We start from the raw sequence: 22,790 nt of genomic DNA, 5'->3' as shown, positions 1-22,790 counted from the left end.
TGCGGAATTTGCAAGGCTGTCAGGTCGCCAAAACGGTGTAGCCGCAAGGCATTTTTGGTTCTTTTGTTGCCAGACAAAAGAACCGCCCGCCGCGCAGGCGACGAAAGAAATTCAAAGCCAACGGTGGCGCAGCCGCCGAAAAAAAAACACCAAAACAAGCGAAGCTTGTTTAATAAGGATTTCGAGAGCGAGATTGGCTCCGTGAACACAGAAAGTAATTCCGAGAACAACAATTGCGATTAAGACCAAATCCCTAGCCCGGATGCGGGCAACCAGCCTTTTGCAGAAAAAACCGAATTTTTCTTAGGTTGCAACTGCGACCAAAGGAAGCTCGTTGCAACCTCTAGAAAAACCGGTTTTTGCAAAAAAGCTAGTGCCAGGTCAGCCGGACCCGAGCTTCTAAAAAGCGAACTGGCGCAAGCAAAAAGCTCAAAAAAAACACTCAAAAACAACCCTTTAACAACAACTGAAAATTTTTGGCGTTACATTTGTAAGCAAATCATCATAATCAAAAAATCATCATGTTAAAAGACTTTTTCATCACCTGCTCGGGAGCTGACAAAAAGCTGCTCGACACTTGTTCGGAAGGCGAACAGACCAAATTCGTGGGCATAGGCGCCACGGTTTTCTTCACGGCTGCCATGGCCTTTATCGCAGGTTCTTACGCGCTGTACACGGTTTTCGACAATGTCTATGCCGCGGTTTTCTTTGGTTTCATTTGGGGACTTCTCATCTTCAACCTCGACCGTTTTATTGTTTCGACAATCCGGAAACGCGACAGTTTTTCGGCTGAGTTTCTTCAGGCGACGCCTCGAATCGTGTTGGCGGTAATCATCGCAATCGTGATTTCGAAACCGCTTGAAATCAAGATTTTCGAGAAGGAAATCAACACGGTTTTGCTCAAGGAAAAGAACGCGATGGCACTCAACAACAAAAAGGAAGTCTCGAATTATTTCAAGACCGATCTCGACAAGAACAAGACGCAAATCGACAGTTTGAAATCGGAAACTGCCAAAAAAGAGAAAGAAGTCAACGCCTTGTATGCGACCTATATTACCGAGGCCGAAGGAACAAAAGGCACGATGAAACTAGGAAAAGGCCCGGTTTACAAGGAGAAAATCGCGAAACACGATTTGGCGCGCTCGGAGTTTGAGACGCTGAAAAAGCAGAATGACGCCAAAATTCTGGACTTGGAATCCCAGAACAAGAAACTTCAGACCGATCTTGACAAAAAAGTATCCGAAACGCAACCCGTAATCGATGGTTTCGACGGTTTGATGGCCCGAATCAACGCCTTGAATTCATTGCCGTGGCTGCCTTCGTTCTTTATTATGTTGCTGTTTTTGGCAATTGAGACTTCACCTATCATTGCGAAATTGCTGTCTCCGAAAGGCGAATACGATTTCAAACTACAAGATCTCGAAACAGCTCTCAAAACCACGATTTCCCAAGACGTCTATCAGCGTGAGCTCTTGCTTAGGACGACAAACGGCATGAGCGAGAAAGTGTACGGCGATATTGCCGACGACCGCGAGATTTTCAACCGTCAGCGAATGGGCGTCAAAACGCTTATGGAATTGCAATCGGAGCGCTTTATCGAAAAGCAGAAGCAGACACTTTAAGTCCGAAATAAAATCAAAGTATTTCTTAAGGCGGGACACCGATTCCGCTTTAAGAAATTTTTTATTTTTAGGCCTTAACACTTCGCTATGAAATACCGTTTGAAGTTGCTTGTCCTTATGCTTTTGTGTGCTTTGCCGTGTTTTGCGCAAGACACTTTGATCGTTGCTTCGGTAGACAGTTTGCCATCGCCCAATCACGCCTCGATTTGGGACGACCTCAAATATGACGGCGCGACGATCTACAAAAGCGTGCTTCACACCTACGCGGCGCCGGCGAAATGGGGAAAAGAAGATTGGGCGACGGCGGGTTGTCTTACCGCTTCGACGGCGATGTTATGGCTTGGTGACGAGGAAATTGGCGAATATTTTCTGGATCAGGGCAAACAAGCGCCCGGATTTTTGAAAGAAGGCGCATTCTACTTCGGAAAACCGCTTTACAACTACGGAATCACAACCGGAATTTACGCCTTCGGACTTCTGTCACGCAATCAAAAAGTGAGGAAAACCGGAGTTTTACTGATCAGTTCGGCGACCGCCGGAGGATTGATCCAGACTTTTCTCAAAAATGCCGTAGGACGCGCCAGACCCGGAACCGGCAAAGGTTCGGCTTCGTTCAAACCGTTTTCACCCGAACCTGGAATGCACTCTTTTCCATCGGGTCACACGATTTTGTCCTTTACGACGGCTTACGCGATCTCTAAGCAGTTCCAGAATCCTTGGGTCAAAACCGGCATTTGGGCTTTGGGAATGATTACGCCCGTTTCGAGAATGTGGGACGGCGCGCATTGGGCTTCAGACATCGGCGTCGGCGTGATAATCAGCGTCCTTACCGTAGAAAGCATCGACAAGTATATGAACCGCGAGCGTCACTACGATCGTTATCTGGCGAAGAAGAAAATTTCGTGGAATTTGAATTTTACGAAAAATACCGTCGGAATGGTCGGAACCTTCTAGAAACAAAAAAGGACAGATTTTCATCCATCCTTTCCCAAATTTTTGCCTGCCCGATGCTACAAAAACGGCAAGATTTCCTTTTTCAGATTGTCGTATTCACCTTGCAGGATCAATCCGTTGTCAAGCAAACGCTTGTAATTCTGGAGTTTTTCGAAAAGTTCGTCTTTCGACAAGTCGCCCAATGCTTTTTCTCCCGATTTCGCAGCCGGTGTTTCTTCGATTTGAGGCGCCTCGGTAGAGATTTGCGGTTGAACTGGCATCAACTCGGCGAAATTCGTGACTTCTTCGGTTTCGATTTCTTCCACTTCCGGTTCTTCGATTTCGAAAATCGGTTCTTCGGCGATTGGTGTCGAGATCGGTTCAGCTTGCGTAAAAGTCGCTGCCGGCGCAGGTTGAGAAGTGCTTCCTTCTTTCAATAATTCCAATTGTTCTTTGGCGAAAGTGTAGATTTTACGCGCTTGCGTTTTCGGAATATAGTCGATTGAAACCTGAATGTCGGTTTTTGTCGAAAACGAGAATTCCGAACCCAAAATGTTCTCTTTCACGAAAGTTCCCGAAACGTCTTCCCAAGAATAATCGGTGAAATCCATGGACAGACCAAGATTTTTGGGCTTGCACATAATAATCCGCTTGTTGGTCAAAACGATGCTGTCCGGGAAAACCGTCACTGGTTTTTTCTGTACGCCAATGTATCCGATTTCCTCGTTTCTCATTAGCAGATCGTTGAGTTTCGAGGTGATTTTTTCTACCGCTTTCGGGTCTTGTTCTTCGTTGAGGAACGATTTTATTTGTTCTTTCATTTTAGATTTTCGAGGTTTTGTTAGCGCGCCATCGCAATTATTTTGCCACGTTTTCTTTCCGGATTCGATATAGTCGGCAACCGTTGCAAAAATAACCTAATCGGCTGACTCTGAAATTTCCTTTTGCAATTTTTTAGTCAAACTCCCAAAAACAAGGTCATACGAATGATTGATGAGTTCCTTGAGCAATTTGTCAGACACATCGCCATTGATCGAAATCGTATTCCAATGCACTTTGCTCATGTGATAACCCGGATTTATTGCGTCATACTCTGCCCGCAACTCCTGTGAACGCTCGGGATCGCACTTCAAATTCACGCCCGGACGCCCGTTTTCCCATTCCTTGAGCGAACTCAATGCGAACATTTTTCCGCCTACTTTCATCACCAAAGTGTCTTCGTCAAATGGAAAAGTTTCTTCGACACCTTTTTTGGCGAGGCAGAAATCGTAGAATTGTTGGATGTTCATTTTTGTCGATTTTGGATTATTGGATTGTCGGATTTGCAGATTGTCGGAACTATTCTGATGGTCCGAAACCCTAAAATCCACCAATCATTTTATAGCATAAAGAATCGGTTTTGAGGGCGATGCATCGTTTTCAAATGAGGTGATCTGCAAATTCAGCAGATAACTTGCGTCGGAAATTTCGTCGGAAACATAAACCATTTCGGTAATCGTGCAATCCAATCGCGCATCATCATTGAGATTGTTCACATCAGACACATTCCAGAACGCTTTGTGCGCAAGCAATTTACCTTCATCGTGTTCTTTATCGACACTCGGCAAATCGATAAGTAAATGTTTTACGCCGATCTCTTTCAGATACAAAGCCGATTCTTCAAGCAAATACGGCCAATTCGTGTTCGAATACTTTCTCGAGCGTTTTTCCGATGCATTTGGAAACGTGCGGATTACGATCGCTTCAGGCGTTTTTCCGTTCAACGCACTTTCGATCTGATTTCTTCGGATGACAAAATCGTCGCCATCACTTTCCGGCGTCACCGACACGACTTCGGCTGCGAAAAAAAACGTCTTCAAATGTTCGTTCAAGCTGTAGAAATCCCGCGTGATATGCCCAAGACATTCTGTGTGTGTGCCGTGTCCGTGCGGATTGAAGAAAATTGTATTGAAGTTCGTCGAAGATTTTCCTTCTGAAACTTTTCCGATCCAATCGCCAAAAACCACCGGCTCGATCTTGGGTTTGTCGATGTACCAAGCAATCGGATTTTGTTCGGAATCTGAAAGCGGAATCGAAATATCGATCGGCTTTGCCAAATCAACTTCGAAGCTTTTGCCGTCGTGGCGGATGTTTGCGATCATGACGAATTGTTGTTTTTCAAAGATATTACAATCGCGCGCGAATCCGAAAACATCCGAAACAAGAAATTCCTTACCTTTAAGTCACAATCATCGCTTATGAAATCGCTCATTCTCACCATTTTATTCGCTTCGACAGCTTTCGCCCAAAATGCTACCGTAAAATTCAATCCGCCTCCGATTTTTGGTACAACCAATTATTTCAGCGCGCCGAACTTTTCGATCGACCCGAGTTTTTCCAATCCGAAGACGAACTTTTTCGCGTACAATCAATCCTTAAACGGTTTTCTGGCGTCGAATTCGGCTTCGGCAAACGCGCAACTGCAAATCGACAATATGTATAGGAGCGCGAAAATCGATTCTTTCAATCCAAACGGCGCCGCCGACATTTTGGACGCTTTGGTTTCGGGCGCTTTTAATCTGATTTTCAACGGAAACAACGGCACTTCGGCTTATATCAGACTGTAACAATCCCGCGTCAATAAAGGCTTCGCATCGACATCAAACCTAATCATCAAATAACTTTCACATAAAATCGTGTAAGAAACGGCTTCGTTTATTTGTGTCTCTTTGTATCCGAAAATTATGGACATGGAAACTACGATTACAATAGCGAGAGCGCAGGAAAGTCATTTGGGCAAGGTTGTCGTGATGGGCAAACAGATGCTCGGAAAACTCGAGATGCGTTCTACGAATGAACACTTTATTTTACATTGGAAATTCAAGGCGCCTCAATATCGCAATTTGTTTTTAAAGAAAGTTGCGGCCGAGTTTTCGATGAACTAGCCTCAAATTTAAATTCCACACACTACCGATTCGTGAATTCGTGGCTGATATTTTCGCCATTTTAGGCCACGAATGCACGAATTTTCAGATCCAAAAATCTACAATCAGACTCTAAATAGATCAGAAGCGATTCCGTCAGTCAAAAATTTCCCTTTTGCGGTGGCTTTCAAAACGTTTTCGTCGAGCGAAAGCAAACCTTCCGACAAAAAAACAGCGGCTCCTGAAAGCAGATATTCCTTAAAGTCAAGCCCGAAATCGCGTTCGACTTTCTCGACAGAAACGCCCCAAATCGTGCGCAAACCCGTCATGATATATTCGTTGTAGCGATCCTTTGGCGAAAGGATTTCGGTCTCGCCTGGCAGTTCGCCGGACGAAATTCCTTTTAGGTACAAACTGTTGTTGGCGATATTCCAACTTCTCGACTTTCCGTCAAAACTGTGTGCCGACGGGCCGATTCCGAGGTATTTTTTGCCGAGCCAATATCCGGAATTGTTACGCGAGAAAAATCCGGGTTTTCCGAAATTCGAGAGTTCGTAATGGATAAAGCCGTAATTCTGCAAGGTTTCGGCGAGAATCCGGAAGTGACTTTCGGCAAGTTCGTCTTTTGGCGCGGCGACTTTTCCTTCAGCGATCAATTTCTTCAACGCCGTTTTGGGTTCGACCGTCAAGGCGTAAGCCGAAACGTGCGGAATATCGAACGAAAGCGCCGTTTCAATGTTGGTTTTCCATTTGGTTTCGTCCATTCCGGGAATGCCGTAGATCAGGTCGATCGTGATGTTTTCGAAGTGTTTTCGGGCTTCTGATAACGACTTTTTCGCTTCCGCGGAATTGTGTGCGCGGTTCATCATTTGTAAATCTTCGTCGAAAAACGACTGGATTCCGATGCTGAGCCGGTTGATTTTTGAGGCCGAAAGTCGCTGGATTTTTTCGTCGGACAAATCGTCCGGATTGGCTTCCAACGTGATTTCGGGCGCATTCGACACATCGAAATTAGTGTAAACCGAATCGATCAGGAAATTGAGTTCATCGGTCGACAAAACACTCGGAGTTCCGCCTCCAAAGTAGATCGTATCGACTTTCTCGCTTCCGAATTCGTCCTTTCTCAAAACAATTTCGCGCGCCAAAGCCGCCACCATTTCGTCCTTTTTTTTGAAGTTCGTAGAAAAGTGGAAATCGCAGTAATGGCAAGCCTGTTTGCAGAACGGAATGTGGATGTATATGCCGGACATATTCAGTTGCAGTGGCAGAAGCAGTTGCAGCTCTTGCGTTATTTTACTCTATCGGAATTCTGTTTTACGAAAGCGTCCCAACCCGAATAATTCTTGCCCGCGACGACTTTTCCGGAGTTGAAAAAATGACAGACCGCCGCGGCCAAACCATCGGTAGAATCGAGATTTTTCGGAAGTTCCTTTAAACCTAAAAGCTGTTGCAGCATTTTGGCGACTTGTTCCTTGCTGGCATTTCCATTTCCGGTAATAGCCATCTTGATTTTCTTGGGTTCGTATTCGGTAATTGGGATTTGGCGTGACAAACCGGCGGCCATCGCGACACCTTGGGCACGTCCGAGTTTGAGCATCGATTGGACGTTCTTCCCGAAAAACGGTGCCTCGATCGCGATTTCATCGGGATGATGTGTATCTATAAGTTCGATCGTGCGTTCGAAAATCACTTTGAGTTTCGTGTAATGATCGTCGTATTTCGAAAGGATCAATTCGTTGAGCTGTAAAAAACTCATGGTTTTTCCTACGACTTTGATAAGTCCGAAACCCATGATCGTCGTTCCCGGATCGATTCCCAATATGATGCTTTCGTTGGCCAATTTTCGTTTCTTTGCGGCATGGTTGCCTCAGGAAGCAAAGCTAAACAATATTGGATTGCCCTTGCCAAAGTTTTGGTGTTGGTCGGTGCGTTTTATTACATCTGGAATTCGCTCGCCAACAACGACAAACTCGACTGGCAACAATTCCTGCAAAAACTGCAAAGTTGGACTTGGCCATCGATAGCATTGGTTTTGATGCTCTCGTTTGCCAACAGGTTTCTCGAGATCCTGAAATGGCAGAATCTGGCTTCGACGATTCGGCAGATTTCGTTGCCTGAAGCGACAAAACAAGTGCTCGCAGCGCTGACAGCGGGACTTTTCACGCCAAACGGAATTGGCGAATATGCGGCAAAAACCTTGTATTTCGCAAAATCCGACGCCAAAAAAATCGTGTTCCTGAATTTGGTCTGCAACGGAATCCAAATGGTTTTGAGCGTGCTTCTCGGCGTTTTCGGGCTTTTGTATTTCAACGTTTATTTTCACGTGATCACAGCAAAATCGGTTTTTATCATTTTTGGGATCGTCTGTTTGGTGCTTTTGGTTTCTTTTTTCTTCCGAAAATTTACCGTCAAAGGAATTTCGGTTGAAAAACTCATCCATAAGATCAATGCGCTTCCGAAGAAAATCCACACGAAAAACGTGCTTTTGGCCATTTGTCGCTACTCGATTTTCTCACACCAATATTTCGTGTTGTTTCGGATGTTCGGCGTCGATTTGCCTTATCCGATCTTGATGGCGGCGATCACAAGCACGTATTTTCTAGCGTCTTCACTGCCAACTTTCCAGTTTCTCGACTTTGCCGTAAAAGGCGGAGTTGCCGTTTATTTCTTCGGATTGCTTGGCGTGAACGAATGGATTACCGTTTTCATTTCGACGCTGATGTGGTTTTTAAATGTAGTTTTGCCCGTGAGCATCGGCAGTTATTATGTATTGAAATTCAAATCGAAATGGTCGCAATAGCAGTTCTTTTCGCCGTCTACATCTTGATTTACGGCGGATTTATTCTCGCCCTGGTTTCGGGTTTTTCAAAGGTGAAACGCTTCGTTCGCACGAATTCGCAGCCCAAAACGACTTTTTCGGTCGTGATTCCTTTTCGCACAGAGGAAAAGAATTTGCCGATTTTGCTTTCGTCGTTTGAGAAAATCGATTATCCGAAGGAACTTTTTGAGTTGATTTTCATAAACGATGCCTCGGAAGATTTCTCAGAAAACGTCGTGAACAAGTGGCGTTTGGCCAACGGGAGTTTCGCCACGACCATGATCGACAACATCCGAATTTCGGGTTCGCCCAAAAAAGACGCGATTTCGCGAGCGATTCCGATAGTCAAAGGTGATTTCGTCGTCACAACCGACGCTGACTGTGAAGTTCCAGAAAACTGGTTCGCAACTTTCAACGATTTCATCCTCGAAACGAATAGCGAAATGATCGCCGCACCGGTAATTTACGGCGGGAAAAAATCGTTCCTGCATCATTTTCAACGCTTGGATTTCCTGAGTTTGCAAGGCGTGACGGTTGGAAGTTTCGGCCTCGGAAAAGCTTTTATGTGTAATGGCGCGAATTTCGTTTACAGTAAAAATCTGTTCCGCGAAATCGGCGGTTTTGGCGGCGTGGACAAACTCGCGAGCGGAGACGACGTTTTCCTTTTGCAGAAAGCTGTCGCGCAATTTCCGGACAAGGTCGATTACCTGAAATCGGCTCAGGCGATCGTGAAAACTGCTCCCACAAAAACCTGGATGGAATTGCTGAACCAGCGCGTCCGTTGGGCTTCGAAGGCAAAAGCTTACAATTTGGAATTCGCCGACAATTTGGCTTTTACGACGTCTCTGGCCAATTTATTTTTAGTCGCATCGGTAATTCTGACAATGACCGATTTTTTCGATTGGAGATTTCCTGTCGGACTATTTTTGCTAAAACTCGTTTTCGATTGGACAATGCTTTCGACGGCGAACAGGTTCTTTGGCCAATCAAAGTTTCTTTTCCCGATATTTTCTTCGGTTTTCTATCCGTTTTTTGTCGTTTTGGTTTGCTTTTGGGCGATTTTCGGCAAGTTCACCTGGAAAGGCCGAAAGTTTTCGACATCGGTTAGCCGAGCCTGATTCTGGTTACTAAATCTATTTTGAACGGAACGCGGCTGCCGCCGCTTATCGCTGCGCTGCTTACTTGGCTCGCTACGCGTCGCCACCTCCAAGAACAAATCTGAAAATTTACTTTTTCACATCCAGAACAACAGGCAAAACGAACTGTGTTTTTACGGGAATATCGCGTTTCAAGGCAGGTTTCACTTTCGGAAAATCGGCGAGTCGCAATTGCAGGATGCTGTCGATTTTGGCTTTTCCGTAAACGAGGCTATCGGTTAATTTCGGCTCGAATTCCACATGTGAATCCGGGAAAATCGTGACTTTCACTTCGATCGTGTCCAAGTCCGGATAGTTCACGTTTACCGTATCGGCATTGAGTTTTTCCTGGATCGTCGACACAAGAAAGTCGAGAAAACACTGGCGTTGCATCACGCGATCCTGAACTGAGTCGCAAGCCGCCACAGACGGAAAGACATCGACCTCTTTCCAGTTGATGGCATCGAGCTCTTTACCAAGAAGTTCATCTTTATCCGGCACTGGTTTATCGAAATACTGACAGGAAGCCACTAGCGCAGCCGCGAGAAAAATCAGCGCCAATTTTTGGTTAAGGGTTTGCGGACGGCTCAAATTGTGCAGTATCTTTAAGGAAATCTCTCAAAAGTAGCAAAAAAAAGTTTCTATGGACGTCGCTTTGGCCATTCTCGGATTTACTTTGGCGATTCTCGGAATTTTGGGCAGCTTTTTGCCCGTTTTGCCCGGTCCGCCGCTTGGCTGGCTGGGATTGCTTTGTCTGTATCTCACGAAAGCCGTCCCCGAAAATTACTGGATTTTGGGAATCACTTTGGCATTCACGATCGTCATCTCTATACTCGATTACGTAATTCCGGGACAAGGCACGAAACGCTTTGGCGGAAGCAGTTACGGAATCTGGGGCACGAACATCGGTCTGATCGTCGGGATTTTCGCACCAATTCCTGGCGGATTCATCATTGGGCCATTTGTTGGCGCGCTCGTTGGCGAACTTATCTACAATTCCAAGGATCACAAACGCGCGTTGAAAGCCGCGACAGGTTCGCTCTTGGGCTTTCTGGCTTCGACATTCGTGAAATTCGTGTTCTGCATGATGCTTCTCGGCTTGTACATTTACGTATTTTTCGACAATCTCGAGAAATTCACCTCATAAAAAAACCGGCCAATCGACCGGTTTCATTTTTCTGTCAAGCTTTATTTCTTTACTATTTTTCTCGTGAATTTGAGATTCGAATCCGTCACGATATCAAGAAGATAAAGTCCTGATTGGGCTTCACTCAAATCGATTTGATTCGAGAATTGGCTTTCGCCGACAATTTTTCCGGAGACATCATAAACCTTCGCCGATTTCACGTTTCCATTCGTCAACTGGATAAAAACAATATCGTTCACAGGATTCGGATAAACTGATGCGCTGACGATTTGCGACTCGTCAACCTGCAATTGCGTCACGAAAGTCGTCGTCCACTCGTTGGTTACGATTGCCGGATTGAAATCGAAATAGATTTCGGCCTGGTTCGGGATCACGTCATTCGTTTGAAAACCTGCATTCGGCTTGACGCGGAATTGCACGTAACCATGCCCTATTTGCGTGCCTTCGACCGATGGCGCAAGCATCACATTGGGGAAATTGAAAACCAATCCGTTCCCGTTTCGCGTCAAAGTGCAATGAGCGCTCGAAGAAAGCAATTCTACGGAATTTTGATTCAGTTGGCTGTCGAGAACATCCTCGATCCTGATGTCGTGAGCCGCGGCCGTTCCCGTATTCTCGAACCTGATGGTGTAGTACAGATAATCATTGGCCGAAAAAGTGCTGTGGACGATTTGCGGTCCGTGGGCTTCCATTTTGTCGTTCGGATCATAAGAACCGATTATCGTCTGGTTCAAGACCGATTGATTGTTGGCCGAAACCGCATCGGCAGCGACCGAAATCGAGGCCGAAGCATGCAATTGCTGTCCGAGTGTCACTGTCGGAATCGTTGGGACGGTGTAAACGACATCGAAAGCTCTGGTTTCGAACGGAAGCAGATTCGCGAAAGACATCGTGAAACCGGTCGGAGTCGTTGTTACGGATTGATTCGGAACAGTAACCGACGCAATCGCGGCATCTTTCACATAAGTCAAAACGCCGGACGCGATCGTCACCGAACCTTTATTCGTGATTTCGATCCTTTCTGAAACCGTAAAACCAGGCATGGGATTCGCGAGCGCGACCAAATTCACCGATGCGTCGGCAAAAGCGCTGTTCGCCGTTACCGGAAAATACAAAACCGTGATGCCGTCAGTGTTCGAAACGTCAGTATAAGTCTGTAAAACCGAATAATCCGATTGGTAAGCCGCGTCGATGTTGTACGAAAAATCATAACTGTTCGCCGGATTTTCCTCGTACACGAAATACGTCCCGGTTTGCGAATATCCGTAAAGTGCCTCGCCATCGTTCACCGAATAATTGAAATGTCCGACAGGAAAATTGACTTCGCCCGCATCTTTCGTACCGTTTGAATTCTCGTCGAGAAAGGACTCCAGCCTGAAACCTTCGCAACCATCGCCAACAATGATCTGGAACGGATAAACCGTGTCGCATCCGGAAAGGTTCACGACGGCATAATGCGTTTGTGTGCCATATTGCAAGGGAAGCGCAAAAGTATAGTCGGTGCCGTAAACTCCAGTCGCAGAAGAATTTATGAGGTTCAAAAGAGACGAATAGATCTGGATGTCGCCCGCAGGCAATTGCGGCACCAAATCAGAATAATCGAACAAAGCGACATCGCTGTCAACGCATCCGTAAATCGGGTTCAATTGTGCCGCCATATTGATCGGACGGAGCGCAATCGGGCCTTCCCACATAATCAAAGACGAGCAGGCGTTGCGATACCAAAGGCTGACGTTGGAACATTCGGCCAACGGCATCGTGAACGGAAAAGTACTCGAAGAAGCAGTGGGCGCATCGTTTGGAGTCGGTGGTGGCGCAAACGACAACCGAAGCAAAAACTCGACTTCAGGAGAAGACGTCGGATAGGCCATCACGGTCGTGGAATTGCTGGTTTGTTGTTGGATGTGCACTTCGGTCGGCGGAAAACACGAGCTGCCACAACCCATCGTGTCAAAATTCATCGGGCCTGCCCACGTGCTGTTTTCGCCAGATCCACAAACGCTTCTCACGTACAAAACATAAGGATAGCCACATTCCAGATTGGTGTAGGTGAAAGTGGTCGTGTTGGAAACGATTCCGTTTGTGGTATTGGATGGAGCCGGACTTCCCATACTCAGCGCAATGACTTCCCAACTCGTGGCCGTTCCGGTTGCTGTCCAGGCAAAAGTGGCCGAAGTTTCGGTGACGGCACTGACCGTGAGCGCGGTTGGAGCCGTACATTGGGAATTCCCCATAAAATATCCGATAAAAAAGACAAGAAAAAGTAAAGTTTGTTTCATAAATGGTTGTTTGGCACGAATATATGACAATTTCGTGATGACATAATATCGCGCTTCCAAATACTAAAAACCGACAAAATTCAGTTTTGATTGAACCCAACTAAATGCACATGAAATCAATCGCATTCTTTTTCCCTACTTTTCTCGTCTTTCTCCTTTTCGGATTTTCGGCAAACGCTCAAGGCGGAAAAGCGGCCGACTACGAGCCTTGCAGCTATTACGGCGAACATCTCAACCGTGAAATCAAGATGTATCCGGCCAGCGAGCATGCCAAAAAAGTCATCAACGGAATCATTTCTGTCATCGGATTGCGCCCGAATTTCGAGATCCGCGAGGCAAATGTCCCGAATGCGGCCGCTGTCGTACTCGATTCCAAGCGTTTCATCCTGTACAATGCCGAATTCATGGACGAAATAAACGACGCTTCGGGAACGTATTGGGCCGGAATTTCGATTCTGGCGCACGAGATTGGACATCACCTCAACGGACACACGCTCGACAGCGACGGAAGCCGTCCCGACACAGAACTCGAAGCCGATGAATTCTCAGGTTTCGTACTGAACAAAATGGGCGCGACCTTGAGCGAAGCACAAGCAGCGATGGCCACGGCGGCTTCCGAACGCGGCAGTCACACGCATCCGGCGAAAGCCCGGCGATTGTCGGCGATTGCCATCGGATGGAATCAGGCCAGCGGACAAAATTCGGTTGCGAAACAAAATCCGCAACAAAGACAAAATGTGCAAAAACCGGTTTTGGTGCGTCGGGAAACCGAAAAACCGATGCTCGATGAAAGAAAAATCGCATTCGACGTGACCTTTGCCGCCGACGCGAACGGCATTTATTACATCACCGACAAAGGCCAACTCATCAATGTCGACCAGGATTCGCTTTACCTTGTGGGAAGTCTGTCCGAATCGAACAAACGAGGTTATAGATTGATGTTGGCAGACAAAGACTACAATTATCTGTACATCGCCTCGGGCGGAAGGATTGAGAACGGAGCCGGAAAACGCGTTGGGACAATTCACAGACACGAGTATTGAAGCCACAGATTTTATCGGCATAAAGCATTTGACTTCAATATTTTAGTATCTTTATTTTTTGACACTGACTTTTCGTTTTGTCAAAAATTCCCCAAAACAAACAATCGGATTTTAATTTATCGGCAAAACCAGTTTGGTTCGGTACTAAACTTTATTCGCATGGCCGAAGCTGTACATATTTTGATTGTGGAAGATGAGATGATAATCGCCGCAAACCTGTCGCTTCAACTGACCGAAATGGGTTATGAAGTCGCGGGCATCATTCCCAGACCCGAAGAAGCGCTCGCCAACATCAGACAACGCCAACCCGATATCGTCTTGCTCGACATCAACCTCAAAAGCGACATGGACGGCATCGACCTGGCGCACGAAATGCAAAAGGAATTCGACATTGCGATCGTCTATCTCACGGCAAACTCAGACGAACCGAATTTTGAACGCGCCAAACGCACAAATCCTTACGCATTCCTGTCCAAACCTTACAAAAAGCTCGACTTGCAGCGCACGATCGAATTGGTCGCAAACCAGATTTCACGTCATAAATCGGTTCCCGTTCCAATCGTGAACCACCAGGAAACGCTGGTTTTGAGCGACTGTATTTTTATTCGGCACCACGACAAGATGATTCGGCTCGACATCAAGGAAATCCTTTACATCGAAGCCGAACGCAATTATTGCCGCATCCATTCCAAGGAAAAAAAGCACTTGCTTGTGATGACTTTGAAAGATCTCGACGAGAAACTTCCGAGCCGGCATTTCATCAGGATTCATCGATCCTTTATCGTGAACATTTCCCAGATCGACGAAGTTGCCCTGACTCACGTCGTGATTGCCCGAAAAGCGATTCCGGTGAGCAAACCCTTGAAGGACGAATTGCTGAAACGCCTGCAAACCATTTGATCCATGAAGAACTTTTACGCGCTTTTTGTTTTGTTTCCGATTTGTTTTTGGGCGCAGGATTCAAAAATCGACAGTCTTCAGAATTTGTTCTCCAAAGCGAAAACTACCGAAAGCAAACTGGAATTGCTGGATCGAATAAACGAGATTTCCGACCTTCCGGATGCGATCCTCTCGACGCAAAAAGGCGTGTATTTGTCGGCGAAAGCCAAAGACAAAAGTTGGATGCCGAAATTCCAGGAAATGCATGGACGCAATTTCGCCAACAGTCTTGAGCTCGATTCGGCGCGATTGTACTTCGACCAAGCGCTCAAGGGTTATACGGCGATCGGCGACAAAAAAGGCATGGCGACGACGAATTTCAAGATTGCCTGGGTTTTGAAGAAAAGAGGCGATCTCAAGGCGGCGATGCAGTGCGATCTCAAAGCGCTCAAACTCATGGAAGAATTGGGCGACAAAGCCGGAATCGCGGGTGCGAACAACAGGATTTCGCACGATCTTGGTTTTCAGGAACGATATGGCGAAGCGTTGGCTCAAGCCGAAAAAAACATAGCCTTCACCAAAGCCAACAACCTCGAGACAGAACTCATGTATGCCCACATAGCGGCCGGAGACGCGACGATCCATGTGAATCGGTTCGTGGAAACTTTCGACCATTTCACCAAGGCGCTCGAACTCGGCAAAAAACTAAACATGCATGCTGCCACGATGGTCGATCTACACAACAGCGTCGGGAATGCGAACAAAAAACTCAAACGCTACAAAGCCGCGGTCGCACATTACGAAACGGCGTTGAAGTTTGCGCAGGAATCTGGTTACACGAACGGTTTGGGAACAGTTTCGGCCAACCTGGGAGAAATCAATATGTTGCTCGGGAACTATCCGAAAGCGCTCGAATACCATCTCAAAACGCTGGAGATTTCGGAAAAATCAGGTGATTTGCAGAATTTGACCGAGAATTATTCGAACACGAGCAAGGTTTACGAAAAACTCGGAAACTATCCGAAAGCGCTCGAATTCCAAAGAAAAACACTTAAGATTCGCGACAGTATCTCCAAAATCGAAAGTGATAAGGCGATGAGCGAAATGCTTACCAAATACCAATCGGAAAAAAAAGAAGCGACGATTGCCGCGCAACACGAACAACTCTCGAACCAAAGGCTTGTCAATTGGCTTGTTGGCGGATTTGTCATTTTGTTGCTCGGCTTTTTGGTTTTCGGATATCGAAGTTACCGCGCCAGAACAATTTCGAACAAACTTCTCGAAGCGAAAAATGCCGAGAACGAACTGCTCATGAAGGAAATCCACCACCGCGTGAAGAACAATCTCGAGCTCGTGAAAAGCCTGATCGCCTTGCAGTCGGCGCACATCGAGGATTCGGCTACGAAAGAAGCCATGATCGAAAGCCAAAACCGCGTGCAATCTATGGGAATCATCCACCAGAAATTGTATCAAGGCACGAATTTGGGCAGCATCGAAATGAAGGATTATTTCGCGAACCTGAGCGAAGGCATTCTCGACAGTTTCAATGCCGAAGACCGAATCGAGATCGAATTCGCGATGGAAAACCTCGAACTTGACATAGACACGGCCGTACCAATCGGGCTGATCGTGAACGAGCTTTTGACGAATTCGCTCAAATATGCATTTCCGGACAATTCCGAGGGCAAAATCAACATCAGTTTGACCAAGGACAATCTCAGAGAACTCGTTTTGGTCGTTTCGGACGACGGCGTCGGAAAAGCGCTTGGAGCCATCTCAAAAGGAACAGGTTTCGGCACACAACTCGTGCAATTGCTCACGATTCAACTCAATGGCGTGATGCACGAAAACTCCGAAAACGGCACCCAGACTTCGTTCCGGTTCAAGACGAAAATGGCCGCGTGATCGCCTCGGATAACTAAAACCTCATCTTCGGACAAAACTAGCGGTGCTTCGTCCAAAACCACTTCCTTTTCATATTGTTTGTCAATTACTTAGCATCAGAAATCAAACCGATTTCACGATTGTTAACCACTAAATCGACACATTATGAAAACCTTGAAACTTATTTTAACGTTGCTCGTTTTCGGACTTTTTGTTCCAAAATCGGCATCTGCACAAAACCAGACGTTGTGGGTGCACGACGACCACGTGAAACCTGGAAAGCATCAGGAATTCGACAAAGTCGCCAAAGAATTGGCCGAACTCTGCAAAAAGTATGACGTACAAGGACGCTACGATGTCGTACGAATGGACGACGGAACTTGCCGTTGGGTCGAACCGATCGCGAACATGGCCGCACTTGACAAAAACCCTTTCCAGCCTATCGTGGACAAAATCGGAAAAGACAAATTCGGCGAACTTATGGGCCGTTTCGACAAATGCTACGACAGCCACAACAGCTACATCGTGACTTACGTGAAAGATTTGAGCTATGTAAGCGATAAACCAAGTAGGGACGACAACTACGCCAAATTCCATTATCTCTACGTCAAAGCCGACCAAGACGAAACGGTTGCCAAGAAAATCAAGGCGCTCAAAGAACTTTACACGAAAAAGAACGCCAAAGAATACTTCGAGATTTACCACAGCGGTTTTGGTTGTGCCGAAGAATTCTATTGCGCCGTGGTGTGGACGAAAGACGAATCGACATACATAAAACAAAGCGACGAGAACGAGAAATTGTTGGGAGACGAAGGCGAAAAGACGTTTGCCGACCTGATGTCCAACGTAAACAGATACGAGACGCATTCGGCCTGGGCCAAACCGCAATTGGGTTATTCGTCCAAAAAATAAAGCAAGATGACATGAAAAACCTGAAATTTTTTGCCTTGGCCATCGCATTGGCTTCGTGCAACCAAGAAGTGCGTTATACGCAAACGTCGCCCGAGATCGACGCTTACAAAAAGGCGAATGCGGCTTATGAGAACCGCGATTGGGAAAGCCTCAAAAGTTTTTATTCCGATACGGCCAAAATCCAGAACAACGTGCTCAAAAAAGACGCCCAAACGATCGACCAACTTATCGCTACGAACAAAGACGACGAGAAAATGTTCTCGACGTGGGAACTTGACAAAAAAGAGGCCGAATACGAAATGGTCAGGACCGACAAAGGCGAAACCTGGGTGAATTATTGGGGAATTTGGCGAGGCACGCTAAAATCGACGGGTAAAGTCTACGAAATGCCGATGATGCTCACCGCGCGTTTCTTTGAAGGAAAAATCGTTCGTGAATTCGGATATTGGGATACGTCAAAACTCGCGCTCGATTTGGCCGAAGCCGGAAAAACAGCGATTGCCGAGCAAGTGAAAACCGAAGTCCAAAAGCCATGAAAAAGGTCGGGATCATTGGCGGATCTGGATTCATCGGCAGTCACGTTACCAAAATTTTTTTGGACAATGGCTTCGAGGTCAGGGTTTCTTCGACCGATATCTCGAACGAGGACAAATATCAGCACCTGATGATCCTGGACCATTCCGACAAGCTTCACATCGCCGAACTCAATGTCGAGAACAAACAAGCGTTGCGCGATTTTGTTCAGGATTGCGACATCGTGATCCATTCGGGAACGCCATTCCAGCTCGATGTGAAAGACCCGAAAACGGAACTGTTCGATCCGACGGTGAAAGGAACCGAGAATTTCCTCGAGGTGATTTCCCAAATGCCGTCTGTGGCAAAAGTCGTGGTCGTGGCTTCGGTCGCGGCCATAAACGACAATTTTCCGATACCGGCAAAGGGCAAAAACCCCGACGAAACTTACGATGAATCGGATAAATTCACAAGCTCCGAAAGCCATCCGTACGGACAGGCCAAATTCCTCGCGAACCAAACGGTTCAAAAATTCACGCTGGAAAATCCCGACAGCAATGTTGAAATAACCAGCGTTTCGCCAGTTCTCGTCGTAGGGAACTCAATGTCCGGACGCGAAGATTCGACCTCGACGAGATTGCAGTTCTTGTTCCGAAACAAAATCGCGCCGAACCCTTTCGTACAAATGTTGTACGATAACGACGTGGAATTCGCAGTAGTCGATGTGGCCGATGTTGCAAAAGCGATTTTCAAAGCCGCAACCACGAAAGGCTTGCACGGCCGCAATTATCTTTTGAGCCATTCGAGTTTTTCCGTTTCCGATTTGTCGCTGTTGCTGAACGGACAAAGGCCAAAAACCAACGGACGCATCATTTACAAGAACGACCTGGCCAAACGCGATCTCGATCTCGAATTCGGAGACATCACGCAAACACTGCATTTTGGACATGGAAGCCATCACTAGAACAAGCGGCATTCCGGCTTTATCGGAAAACACTTCACTGCGTTACCTCAACTTCGTCGCGCTTTACATTTCCCAGGGAATCCCGGAAGGCATGGTATTATTCGGAATTCCCGCCTGGCTTGCGATGAACGGGAAATCGGCCGGAGAAATCGCGTCATTTGCGGTCGCTTTCGGACTTCCGTGGAGTTTCAAGGCCATCGTCGCGCCAATGATGGACAGATTCGCATTTTTGCCGATGGGAAGAAAAAGACCGTGGGTTTTATTCGGGCAAACCGGACTGATCTTGAGTTTGTTGGCTTTGGCTTTTGTTCCTAATCCATTGCAAAATCTCGATTCTTTGATGATAGGCGTTTTTTTCGTCGGATGTTTTGGCGCGATGCAAGACGTCGCCACAGACGGGATGGCCATTGATGTAATCCCCGAAAAACAGCAAGCGCGAGCCAACGGACTTATGTGGGGATCGAAAATCGCCGGGAATTCGGCTTCGCTCGCTTTGGGAAGTTATCTCATAAACGCTTATGGATTCAAGGTTGCGATTCTCACGCTGGCGGTTTCGGTCGGTTTGATCATGCTTGCACCTTTGTTTTTACGCGAACGTCCGGGCGAAAAAATCCTGCCTTGGACGCACGGAGACGCGTCCGAGGAAAACAAAGCGACGCAACCCGACAATTGGAGCGTGATCTTCAAGTCGCTTTACCGCGTTTTCAGCCTCAAAAACAGCCTGATTCTCGCCGCGGTAGCATTTTGCTTTCAAGCTGCGTTTAACTATCTCGACACTTTGCTGCCCATTTTCACCGTACAACATTTGGGTTGGAGCGATCAGGAATACTCAAATTTCTACGCGACGGCGGCATTGATTGGCGGTCTCGGCGGAATGCTCTTTGGCGGAATCCTGATCGACAGATTCGGGAAAATCAAGATGCTCAACATTTACATCCTCTTGCTTTTGGTGACGATCGGCACTTTTGCGCTGCTCGAAAATTTCTGGCAAAACCGACTGTTCATTTGCGGCTTCATGATCGCAATCCAGATTTTTTATGTGTTTTCGGTAATCGGGATTTTTGCTACGGCGATGCAATGTTGCTGGAAAAAAGTCTCGGCGAGCCAGTTCACGATTTTTATGACATTGTCGAATTTGGGTCGGATTGCGGGCGCGTCAATCGTCGGATTGGTTCGAACGCACTTAAGTTGGCAAACGACGATGCTGGTTTTCGCGGGCATTTTGCTTTTGACTGCTTTCGTCCTGCAATTCCTGAGCATCAAAAAACAGGTTTCAAGAATTTCCCAATGGGAAAAAGAGGAAACCGAAATCCTCGAAGTTCCTGCCATACTCTAACCTAAATTTCCAATTATGCGACATTTGTTTTTACTGCCGATTTTTCTTGTCCTCGGAAATCTGTATTCCCAAAACGACGCGATCGCGCTCGAAACCGAACTGCCGATCACGAAATTACGCCATCACTTTAGAGGCTGCGATGCGGCGTTCCTTGCAGATTCAGAAGCAACGGATGAAAATAAAAAACTGTCGGATAAAGAAGTTTTGTGGCAAAACGAGCAATTGTTCTGGAAGTCGGCGAAAGCCAACGACATCAAGCCGTTTTTGCGCCTGCTGGACGAGGATTTCCAAGGTCATTTCTCCAACATCGCTTTCGCGGATAAAGCGCACGTCGCAAATTGGGTCGACAAGCTCAAACCAGATGCTTTTGGGAACTTTGATTACAAACTTTCCAGAAGATCGGAAACGGTTTCGGGAAATGTCGCGGTCGTTTTTTATGAAGTTGATTTGTTCCGAATAAAATCGTCAGGTAAAATCACCAAAACAACTTCGCTGAAGGTCAATCATACTTGGGCTTTGAAAAACGATGATTGGTTGTTGATTTCGGCTATGCAATAGTTTTAATTTCGGACTTCGTTCGATTTGGCTTGTCGGGATGGGCGGTCTGGCAGGCCTTTTTTTAAGGAAATTTATTTTTCAATGAAATAATTTCATACTCGTCGCGACAGCTGCGCTGCCGTGCATCTGTTGACGGCTGCGCCGTCGTGTTTTTCTACAGCTGCGCTTTTGTATGCTCTATTTTTTTTTTGCAGGCTGCGCCGTCATTTGCTTTAAATTTCGTTCGTCGCCTGTCCAGCGGGGAGTTCTTTTACTTCATTGATTTTTATTGTTTTTCAAAGAATTGCTTCGCCAGTTCGCTACGCTCGGGTCAGTGAACCTCGTTCCTCGGTTTGCCTAGCCGCAAAAGTAGCAAAAAGGCCTTGCGGCTGAACCAAAAACGCGACCAGACAGCCCCAAAAATTCGGACCGGAGCAACGCGAACTGACGGAGCTTGCGGAGTAAAAGAGGCGAACAATATGCTGTACCGTTGACGCCTCTTTTTTTCCAAATTTCAAGACGTCAGGCGCCCGCGTTTTGTGCTTAGGCCGCGGACTAATTGGAAGTGTTCATTTGCTTTTTAGCTTGCTTCACGGCGCTAAAAATTGGCTCCGAAGGAAAGTTTTCGGTTTCGACAACCTCTCGTTTGGCTTTGTAGCGATAAAACAGGTTTGTCTTTGAAGGAAACAATCGGTTGGCTTTGATTGAGAATTTCGTGTATTCCGTTTTTGCATGAAACATCCATTCGGATTAAAGACATTAACATTTTTTACAGAAAATCTGTAACCGAATCCCGGTTTTTTCCCCGAACTTCGGCCAGACCTAACAAATCTTCGAGATTTGTTAGGTCTTAGAAAAATGCGGCTTCTCACAATTTTCGACTGGTTTTTGGCTGTTTAAAGCACGGGTTTTGGAAGATAGAAGTTTTCGGTGTCTTCATAGTAAAAAAGCTATGTCTTGACGGCAACGATGGGTTGGCGTTAATCAAACGTCTCAGGTTTTAACATTTGCACGAAACAACCATGAGATCAAAAACCTTAACATTTTCTACGGAAAATCTGTAACCGAATCCCGGTTTTTTCCCCGAACTTTCGGCCAGACCTAACAAATCTCCGAGATTTGTTAGGTCTTAGGAAAATGCGGCTTCCCGCGAATCTTTGACAGGCTCTTTGGTTGTTTCTTTGACTGTCTCAAAGCACGGGGTTTAGAAGATAGAAGTTTCTGGTTTTCTCCACAGGAAAAAAATAGCTATGTCTTTGACGATCACAATCGTTTTGGCCTTGACCGAGAGTTTTGTGTTTTACGTCGGCACACCGGATCAAAAACCTTAACATTTTTTACAGAAAATCTGTAACCGAATCCCGGTTTTTTCCCCGAACTTCGGCCAGACCTAACAAATCTCGGAGATTTGTTAGGTCTTAGGAAAATGCGGCTTCCCACCAATTTTTGACTGGTTTTTTGATTGTTTCGAAGCACGGGTTTTCAACGCCAAAAGTTTCCGGTGACGACGCTATGGAAACGATTCTTGCGATTAAGGAAATTTTGGTGTTTCGGAGACACATTTTTCCAAAGCGACAGCGGAGGAAATCGAGGCCCGAGCAGATAGCAAGTCGTTTCACAAAAATCTCCGGGCCCGAAGATTCAACAAAGTTAAAAATGTCAATAGATACTTTCCAATCAGTCCGGCATTTGAGCGTTTTGGCGGGCGCCTGACGTCTTGGAAATTCCCGCAAATGGAAGTTGTCTGAGCCACCCAAAAGTTTCCACATTCGAGAAAAAGTTCCGGCGAGTTCTTTCATTTGCGGAATTTGCAAGGCTGTCAGGTCGCCAAAATCGGTCGTGCCGCGAGCCTTTTTGTTACTTTTGCGGCGAGGCAAACCGAGG

24 protein-coding genes are annotated in these 22,790 nt (G+C 46.4%); 15 read left to right on the top strand and 9 right to left on the bottom strand.

Going from position 1 to position 22,790, the window contains the following annotated elements:
• Positions 1 to 230 (bottom strand): hypothetical protein (locus tag EOO49_RS18790; RefSeq protein WP_290848553.1); only part of this gene is annotated, 230 nt, incomplete at its 3' end.
• Between the two features lie 291 nt (positions 231 to 521).
• On the opposite strand from EOO49_RS18790, the gene EOO49_RS18785 reads away from it, so the two are divergent.
• Together EOO49_RS18785 and EOO49_RS18780 are read left to right on the top strand one after the other, a co-directional pair.
• Positions 522 to 1,622, top strand: a complete 1,101-nt coding sequence (locus tag EOO49_RS18785; RefSeq protein WP_290848551.1) for a DUF4407 domain-containing protein — start codon at positions 522 to 524, stop codon at positions 1,620 to 1,622.
• Positions 1,623 to 1,709: 87 nt separating this feature from the next.
• On the top strand, positions 1,710 to 2,576 hold the full coding sequence (locus EOO49_RS18780) for a phosphatase PAP2 family protein (protein ID WP_290848549.1): 867 nt from the start codon (positions 1,710 to 1,712) through the stop codon (positions 2,574 to 2,576).
• A gap of 56 nt (positions 2,577 to 2,632) precedes the next feature.
• Here EOO49_RS18780 and EOO49_RS18775 read toward each other — a convergent pair whose 3' ends face one another.
• The 3 genes from EOO49_RS18775 to EOO49_RS18765 form a co-directional block, all read right to left on the bottom strand.
• Positions 2,633 to 3,376 (bottom strand): PH domain-containing protein, encoded by a 744-nt coding sequence (locus tag EOO49_RS18775; RefSeq protein ID WP_290848547.1) that lies wholly within the window; start codon positions 3,374 to 3,376, stop codon positions 2,633 to 2,635.
• 96 nt (positions 3,377 to 3,472) lie between these two features.
• On the bottom strand, positions 3,473 to 3,844 hold the full coding sequence (locus EOO49_RS18770; protein WP_290848545.1) for an MmcQ/YjbR family DNA-binding protein: 372 nt from the start codon (positions 3,842 to 3,844) through the stop codon (positions 3,473 to 3,475).
• 84 nt (positions 3,845 to 3,928) lie between these two features.
• Positions 3,929 to 4,696 carry a cyclase family protein gene (locus EOO49_RS18765; protein ID WP_290848544.1) on the bottom strand — a complete coding sequence of 256 codons (768 nt, stop codon included), beginning with the start codon at positions 4,694 to 4,696 and terminating at the stop codon, positions 3,929 to 3,931.
• A gap of 96 nt (positions 4,697 to 4,792) precedes the next feature.
• On the opposite strand from EOO49_RS18765, the gene EOO49_RS18760 reads away from it, so the two are divergent.
• Together EOO49_RS18760 and EOO49_RS18755 are read left to right on the top strand one after the other, a co-directional pair.
• Positions 4,793 to 5,161 (top strand): hypothetical protein, encoded by a 369-nt coding sequence (locus EOO49_RS18760; protein WP_290848542.1) that lies wholly within the window; start codon positions 4,793 to 4,795, stop codon positions 5,159 to 5,161.
• Positions 5,162 to 5,284: 123 nt separating this feature from the next.
• Complete coding sequence (locus EOO49_RS18755) at positions 5,285 to 5,479, top strand: hypothetical protein (protein WP_290848540.1); 195 nt, start codon at positions 5,285 to 5,287, stop codon at positions 5,477 to 5,479.
• A 104-nt stretch (positions 5,480 to 5,583) separates the two neighbouring features.
• Here the strand turns inward: EOO49_RS18755 and hemW are convergent, their stop codons facing one another.
• Together hemW and ruvC are read right to left on the bottom strand one after the other, a co-directional pair.
• A complete protein-coding gene (gene hemW / locus EOO49_RS18750) occupies positions 5,584 to 6,708 on the bottom strand; it encodes a radical SAM family heme chaperone HemW (protein ID WP_290848538.1) in 1,125 nt (374 codons plus the stop codon).
• Positions 6,709 to 6,746: 38 nt separating this feature from the next.
• The gene (gene ruvC / locus EOO49_RS18745; RefSeq protein WP_290848536.1) at positions 6,747 to 7,298 is read right to left on the bottom strand and encodes a crossover junction endodeoxyribonuclease RuvC; all 552 of its coding nucleotides are present in this window, start codon (positions 7,296 to 7,298) and stop codon (positions 6,747 to 6,749) included.
• 18 nt (positions 7,299 to 7,316) lie between these two features.
• Between ruvC and EOO49_RS18740 the strand changes: the two genes are divergently transcribed.
• Together EOO49_RS18740 and EOO49_RS18735 are read left to right on the top strand one after the other, a co-directional pair.
• Positions 7,317 to 8,258, top strand: a complete 942-nt coding sequence (locus EOO49_RS18740) for a lysylphosphatidylglycerol synthase domain-containing protein (RefSeq protein ID WP_290848534.1) — start codon at positions 7,317 to 7,319, stop codon at positions 8,256 to 8,258.
• Positions 8,246 to 9,394, top strand: a complete 1,149-nt coding sequence (locus EOO49_RS18735; protein ID WP_290848532.1) for a glycosyltransferase — start codon at positions 8,246 to 8,248, stop codon at positions 9,392 to 9,394. The genes EOO49_RS18740 and EOO49_RS18735 overlap by 13 nt, the downstream gene beginning before the upstream one ends.
• Positions 9,395 to 9,502: 108 nt before the next feature.
• On the opposite strand, the gene EOO49_RS18730 is transcribed toward EOO49_RS18735, so the two are convergent.
• Positions 9,503 to 9,973: a hypothetical protein gene (locus EOO49_RS18730; protein ID WP_290848530.1), complete on the bottom strand. Its 471-nt coding sequence runs from the start codon at positions 9,971 to 9,973 to the stop codon at positions 9,503 to 9,505.
• 82 nt (positions 9,974 to 10,055) lie between these two features.
• On the opposite strand from EOO49_RS18730, the gene EOO49_RS18725 reads away from it, so the two are divergent.
• Positions 10,056 to 10,559 carry a DUF456 domain-containing protein gene (locus EOO49_RS18725; RefSeq protein ID WP_290848528.1) on the top strand — a complete coding sequence of 168 codons (504 nt, stop codon included), beginning with the start codon at positions 10,056 to 10,058 and terminating at the stop codon, positions 10,557 to 10,559.
• Positions 10,560 to 10,600: 41 nt separating this feature from the next.
• On the opposite strand, the gene EOO49_RS18720 is transcribed toward EOO49_RS18725, so the two are convergent.
• Positions 10,601 to 12,838, bottom strand: a complete 2,238-nt coding sequence (locus EOO49_RS18720) for a T9SS type A sorting domain-containing protein (protein ID WP_290848526.1) — start codon at positions 12,836 to 12,838, stop codon at positions 10,601 to 10,603.
• A gap of 110 nt (positions 12,839 to 12,948) precedes the next feature.
• On the opposite strand from EOO49_RS18720, the gene EOO49_RS18715 reads away from it, so the two are divergent.
• The 8 genes from EOO49_RS18715 to EOO49_RS18680 all read left to right on the top strand — a co-directional run bounded on the left by EOO49_RS18715 (position 12,949) and on the right by EOO49_RS18680 (position 20,927).
• Positions 12,949 to 13,881 carry a hypothetical protein gene (locus EOO49_RS18715; RefSeq protein ID WP_290848525.1) on the top strand — a complete coding sequence of 311 codons (933 nt, stop codon included), beginning with the start codon at positions 12,949 to 12,951 and terminating at the stop codon, positions 13,879 to 13,881.
• Positions 13,882 to 14,040: 159 nt separating this feature from the next.
• Positions 14,041 to 14,781 (top strand): LytTR family transcriptional regulator DNA-binding domain-containing protein, encoded by a 741-nt coding sequence (locus EOO49_RS18710; protein ID WP_290848523.1) that lies wholly within the window; start codon positions 14,041 to 14,043, stop codon positions 14,779 to 14,781.
• Between the two features lie 3 nt (positions 14,782 to 14,784).
• Positions 14,785 to 16,665 carry a histidine kinase dimerization/phosphoacceptor domain -containing protein gene (locus EOO49_RS18705; protein ID WP_290848521.1) on the top strand — a complete coding sequence of 627 codons (1,881 nt, stop codon included), beginning with the start codon at positions 14,785 to 14,787 and terminating at the stop codon, positions 16,663 to 16,665.
• 144 nt (positions 16,666 to 16,809) lie between these two features.
• A complete protein-coding gene (locus EOO49_RS18700) occupies positions 16,810 to 17,556 on the top strand; it encodes a hypothetical protein (RefSeq protein WP_290848519.1) in 747 nt (248 codons plus the stop codon).
• 11 nt (positions 17,557 to 17,567) lie between these two features.
• Positions 17,568 to 18,092 (top strand): nuclear transport factor 2 family protein, encoded by a 525-nt coding sequence (locus EOO49_RS18695; protein WP_290848517.1) that lies wholly within the window; start codon positions 17,568 to 17,570, stop codon positions 18,090 to 18,092.
• Positions 18,089 to 19,033 (top strand): NAD-dependent epimerase/dehydratase family protein, encoded by a 945-nt coding sequence (locus EOO49_RS18690; protein ID WP_290848515.1) that lies wholly within the window; start codon positions 18,089 to 18,091, stop codon positions 19,031 to 19,033. The genes EOO49_RS18695 and EOO49_RS18690 overlap by 4 nt, the downstream gene beginning before the upstream one ends.
• Positions 19,017 to 20,369 carry an MFS transporter gene (locus tag EOO49_RS18685; RefSeq protein WP_290848513.1) on the top strand — a complete coding sequence of 451 codons (1,353 nt, stop codon included), beginning with the start codon at positions 19,017 to 19,019 and terminating at the stop codon, positions 20,367 to 20,369. Before EOO49_RS18690 ends, EOO49_RS18685 begins: the two co-directional genes overlap by 17 nt.
• Positions 20,370 to 20,384: 15 nt before the next feature.
• The gene (locus tag EOO49_RS18680) at positions 20,385 to 20,927 is read left to right on the top strand and encodes a nuclear transport factor 2 family protein (protein WP_290848511.1); all 543 of its coding nucleotides are present in this window, start codon (positions 20,385 to 20,387) and stop codon (positions 20,925 to 20,927) included.
• 1,397 nt (positions 20,928 to 22,324) lie between these two features.
• On the opposite strand, the gene EOO49_RS18675 is transcribed toward EOO49_RS18680, so the two are convergent.
• Positions 22,325 to 22,705, bottom strand: a complete 381-nt coding sequence (locus EOO49_RS18675; protein ID WP_290848510.1) for a hypothetical protein — start codon at positions 22,703 to 22,705, stop codon at positions 22,325 to 22,327.
• Positions 22,706 to 22,790 lie beyond the last annotated feature (85 nt).

This window comes from Flavobacterium sp., assembly GCF_004295795.1.
Taxonomy (GTDB): Bacteria; Bacteroidota; Bacteroidia; order Flavobacteriales; family Flavobacteriaceae; genus Flavobacterium.
The sequence above is the reverse complement of the archived record's forward strand: the minus strand, read 5'-3'. Positions and strand labels throughout refer to the sequence as shown.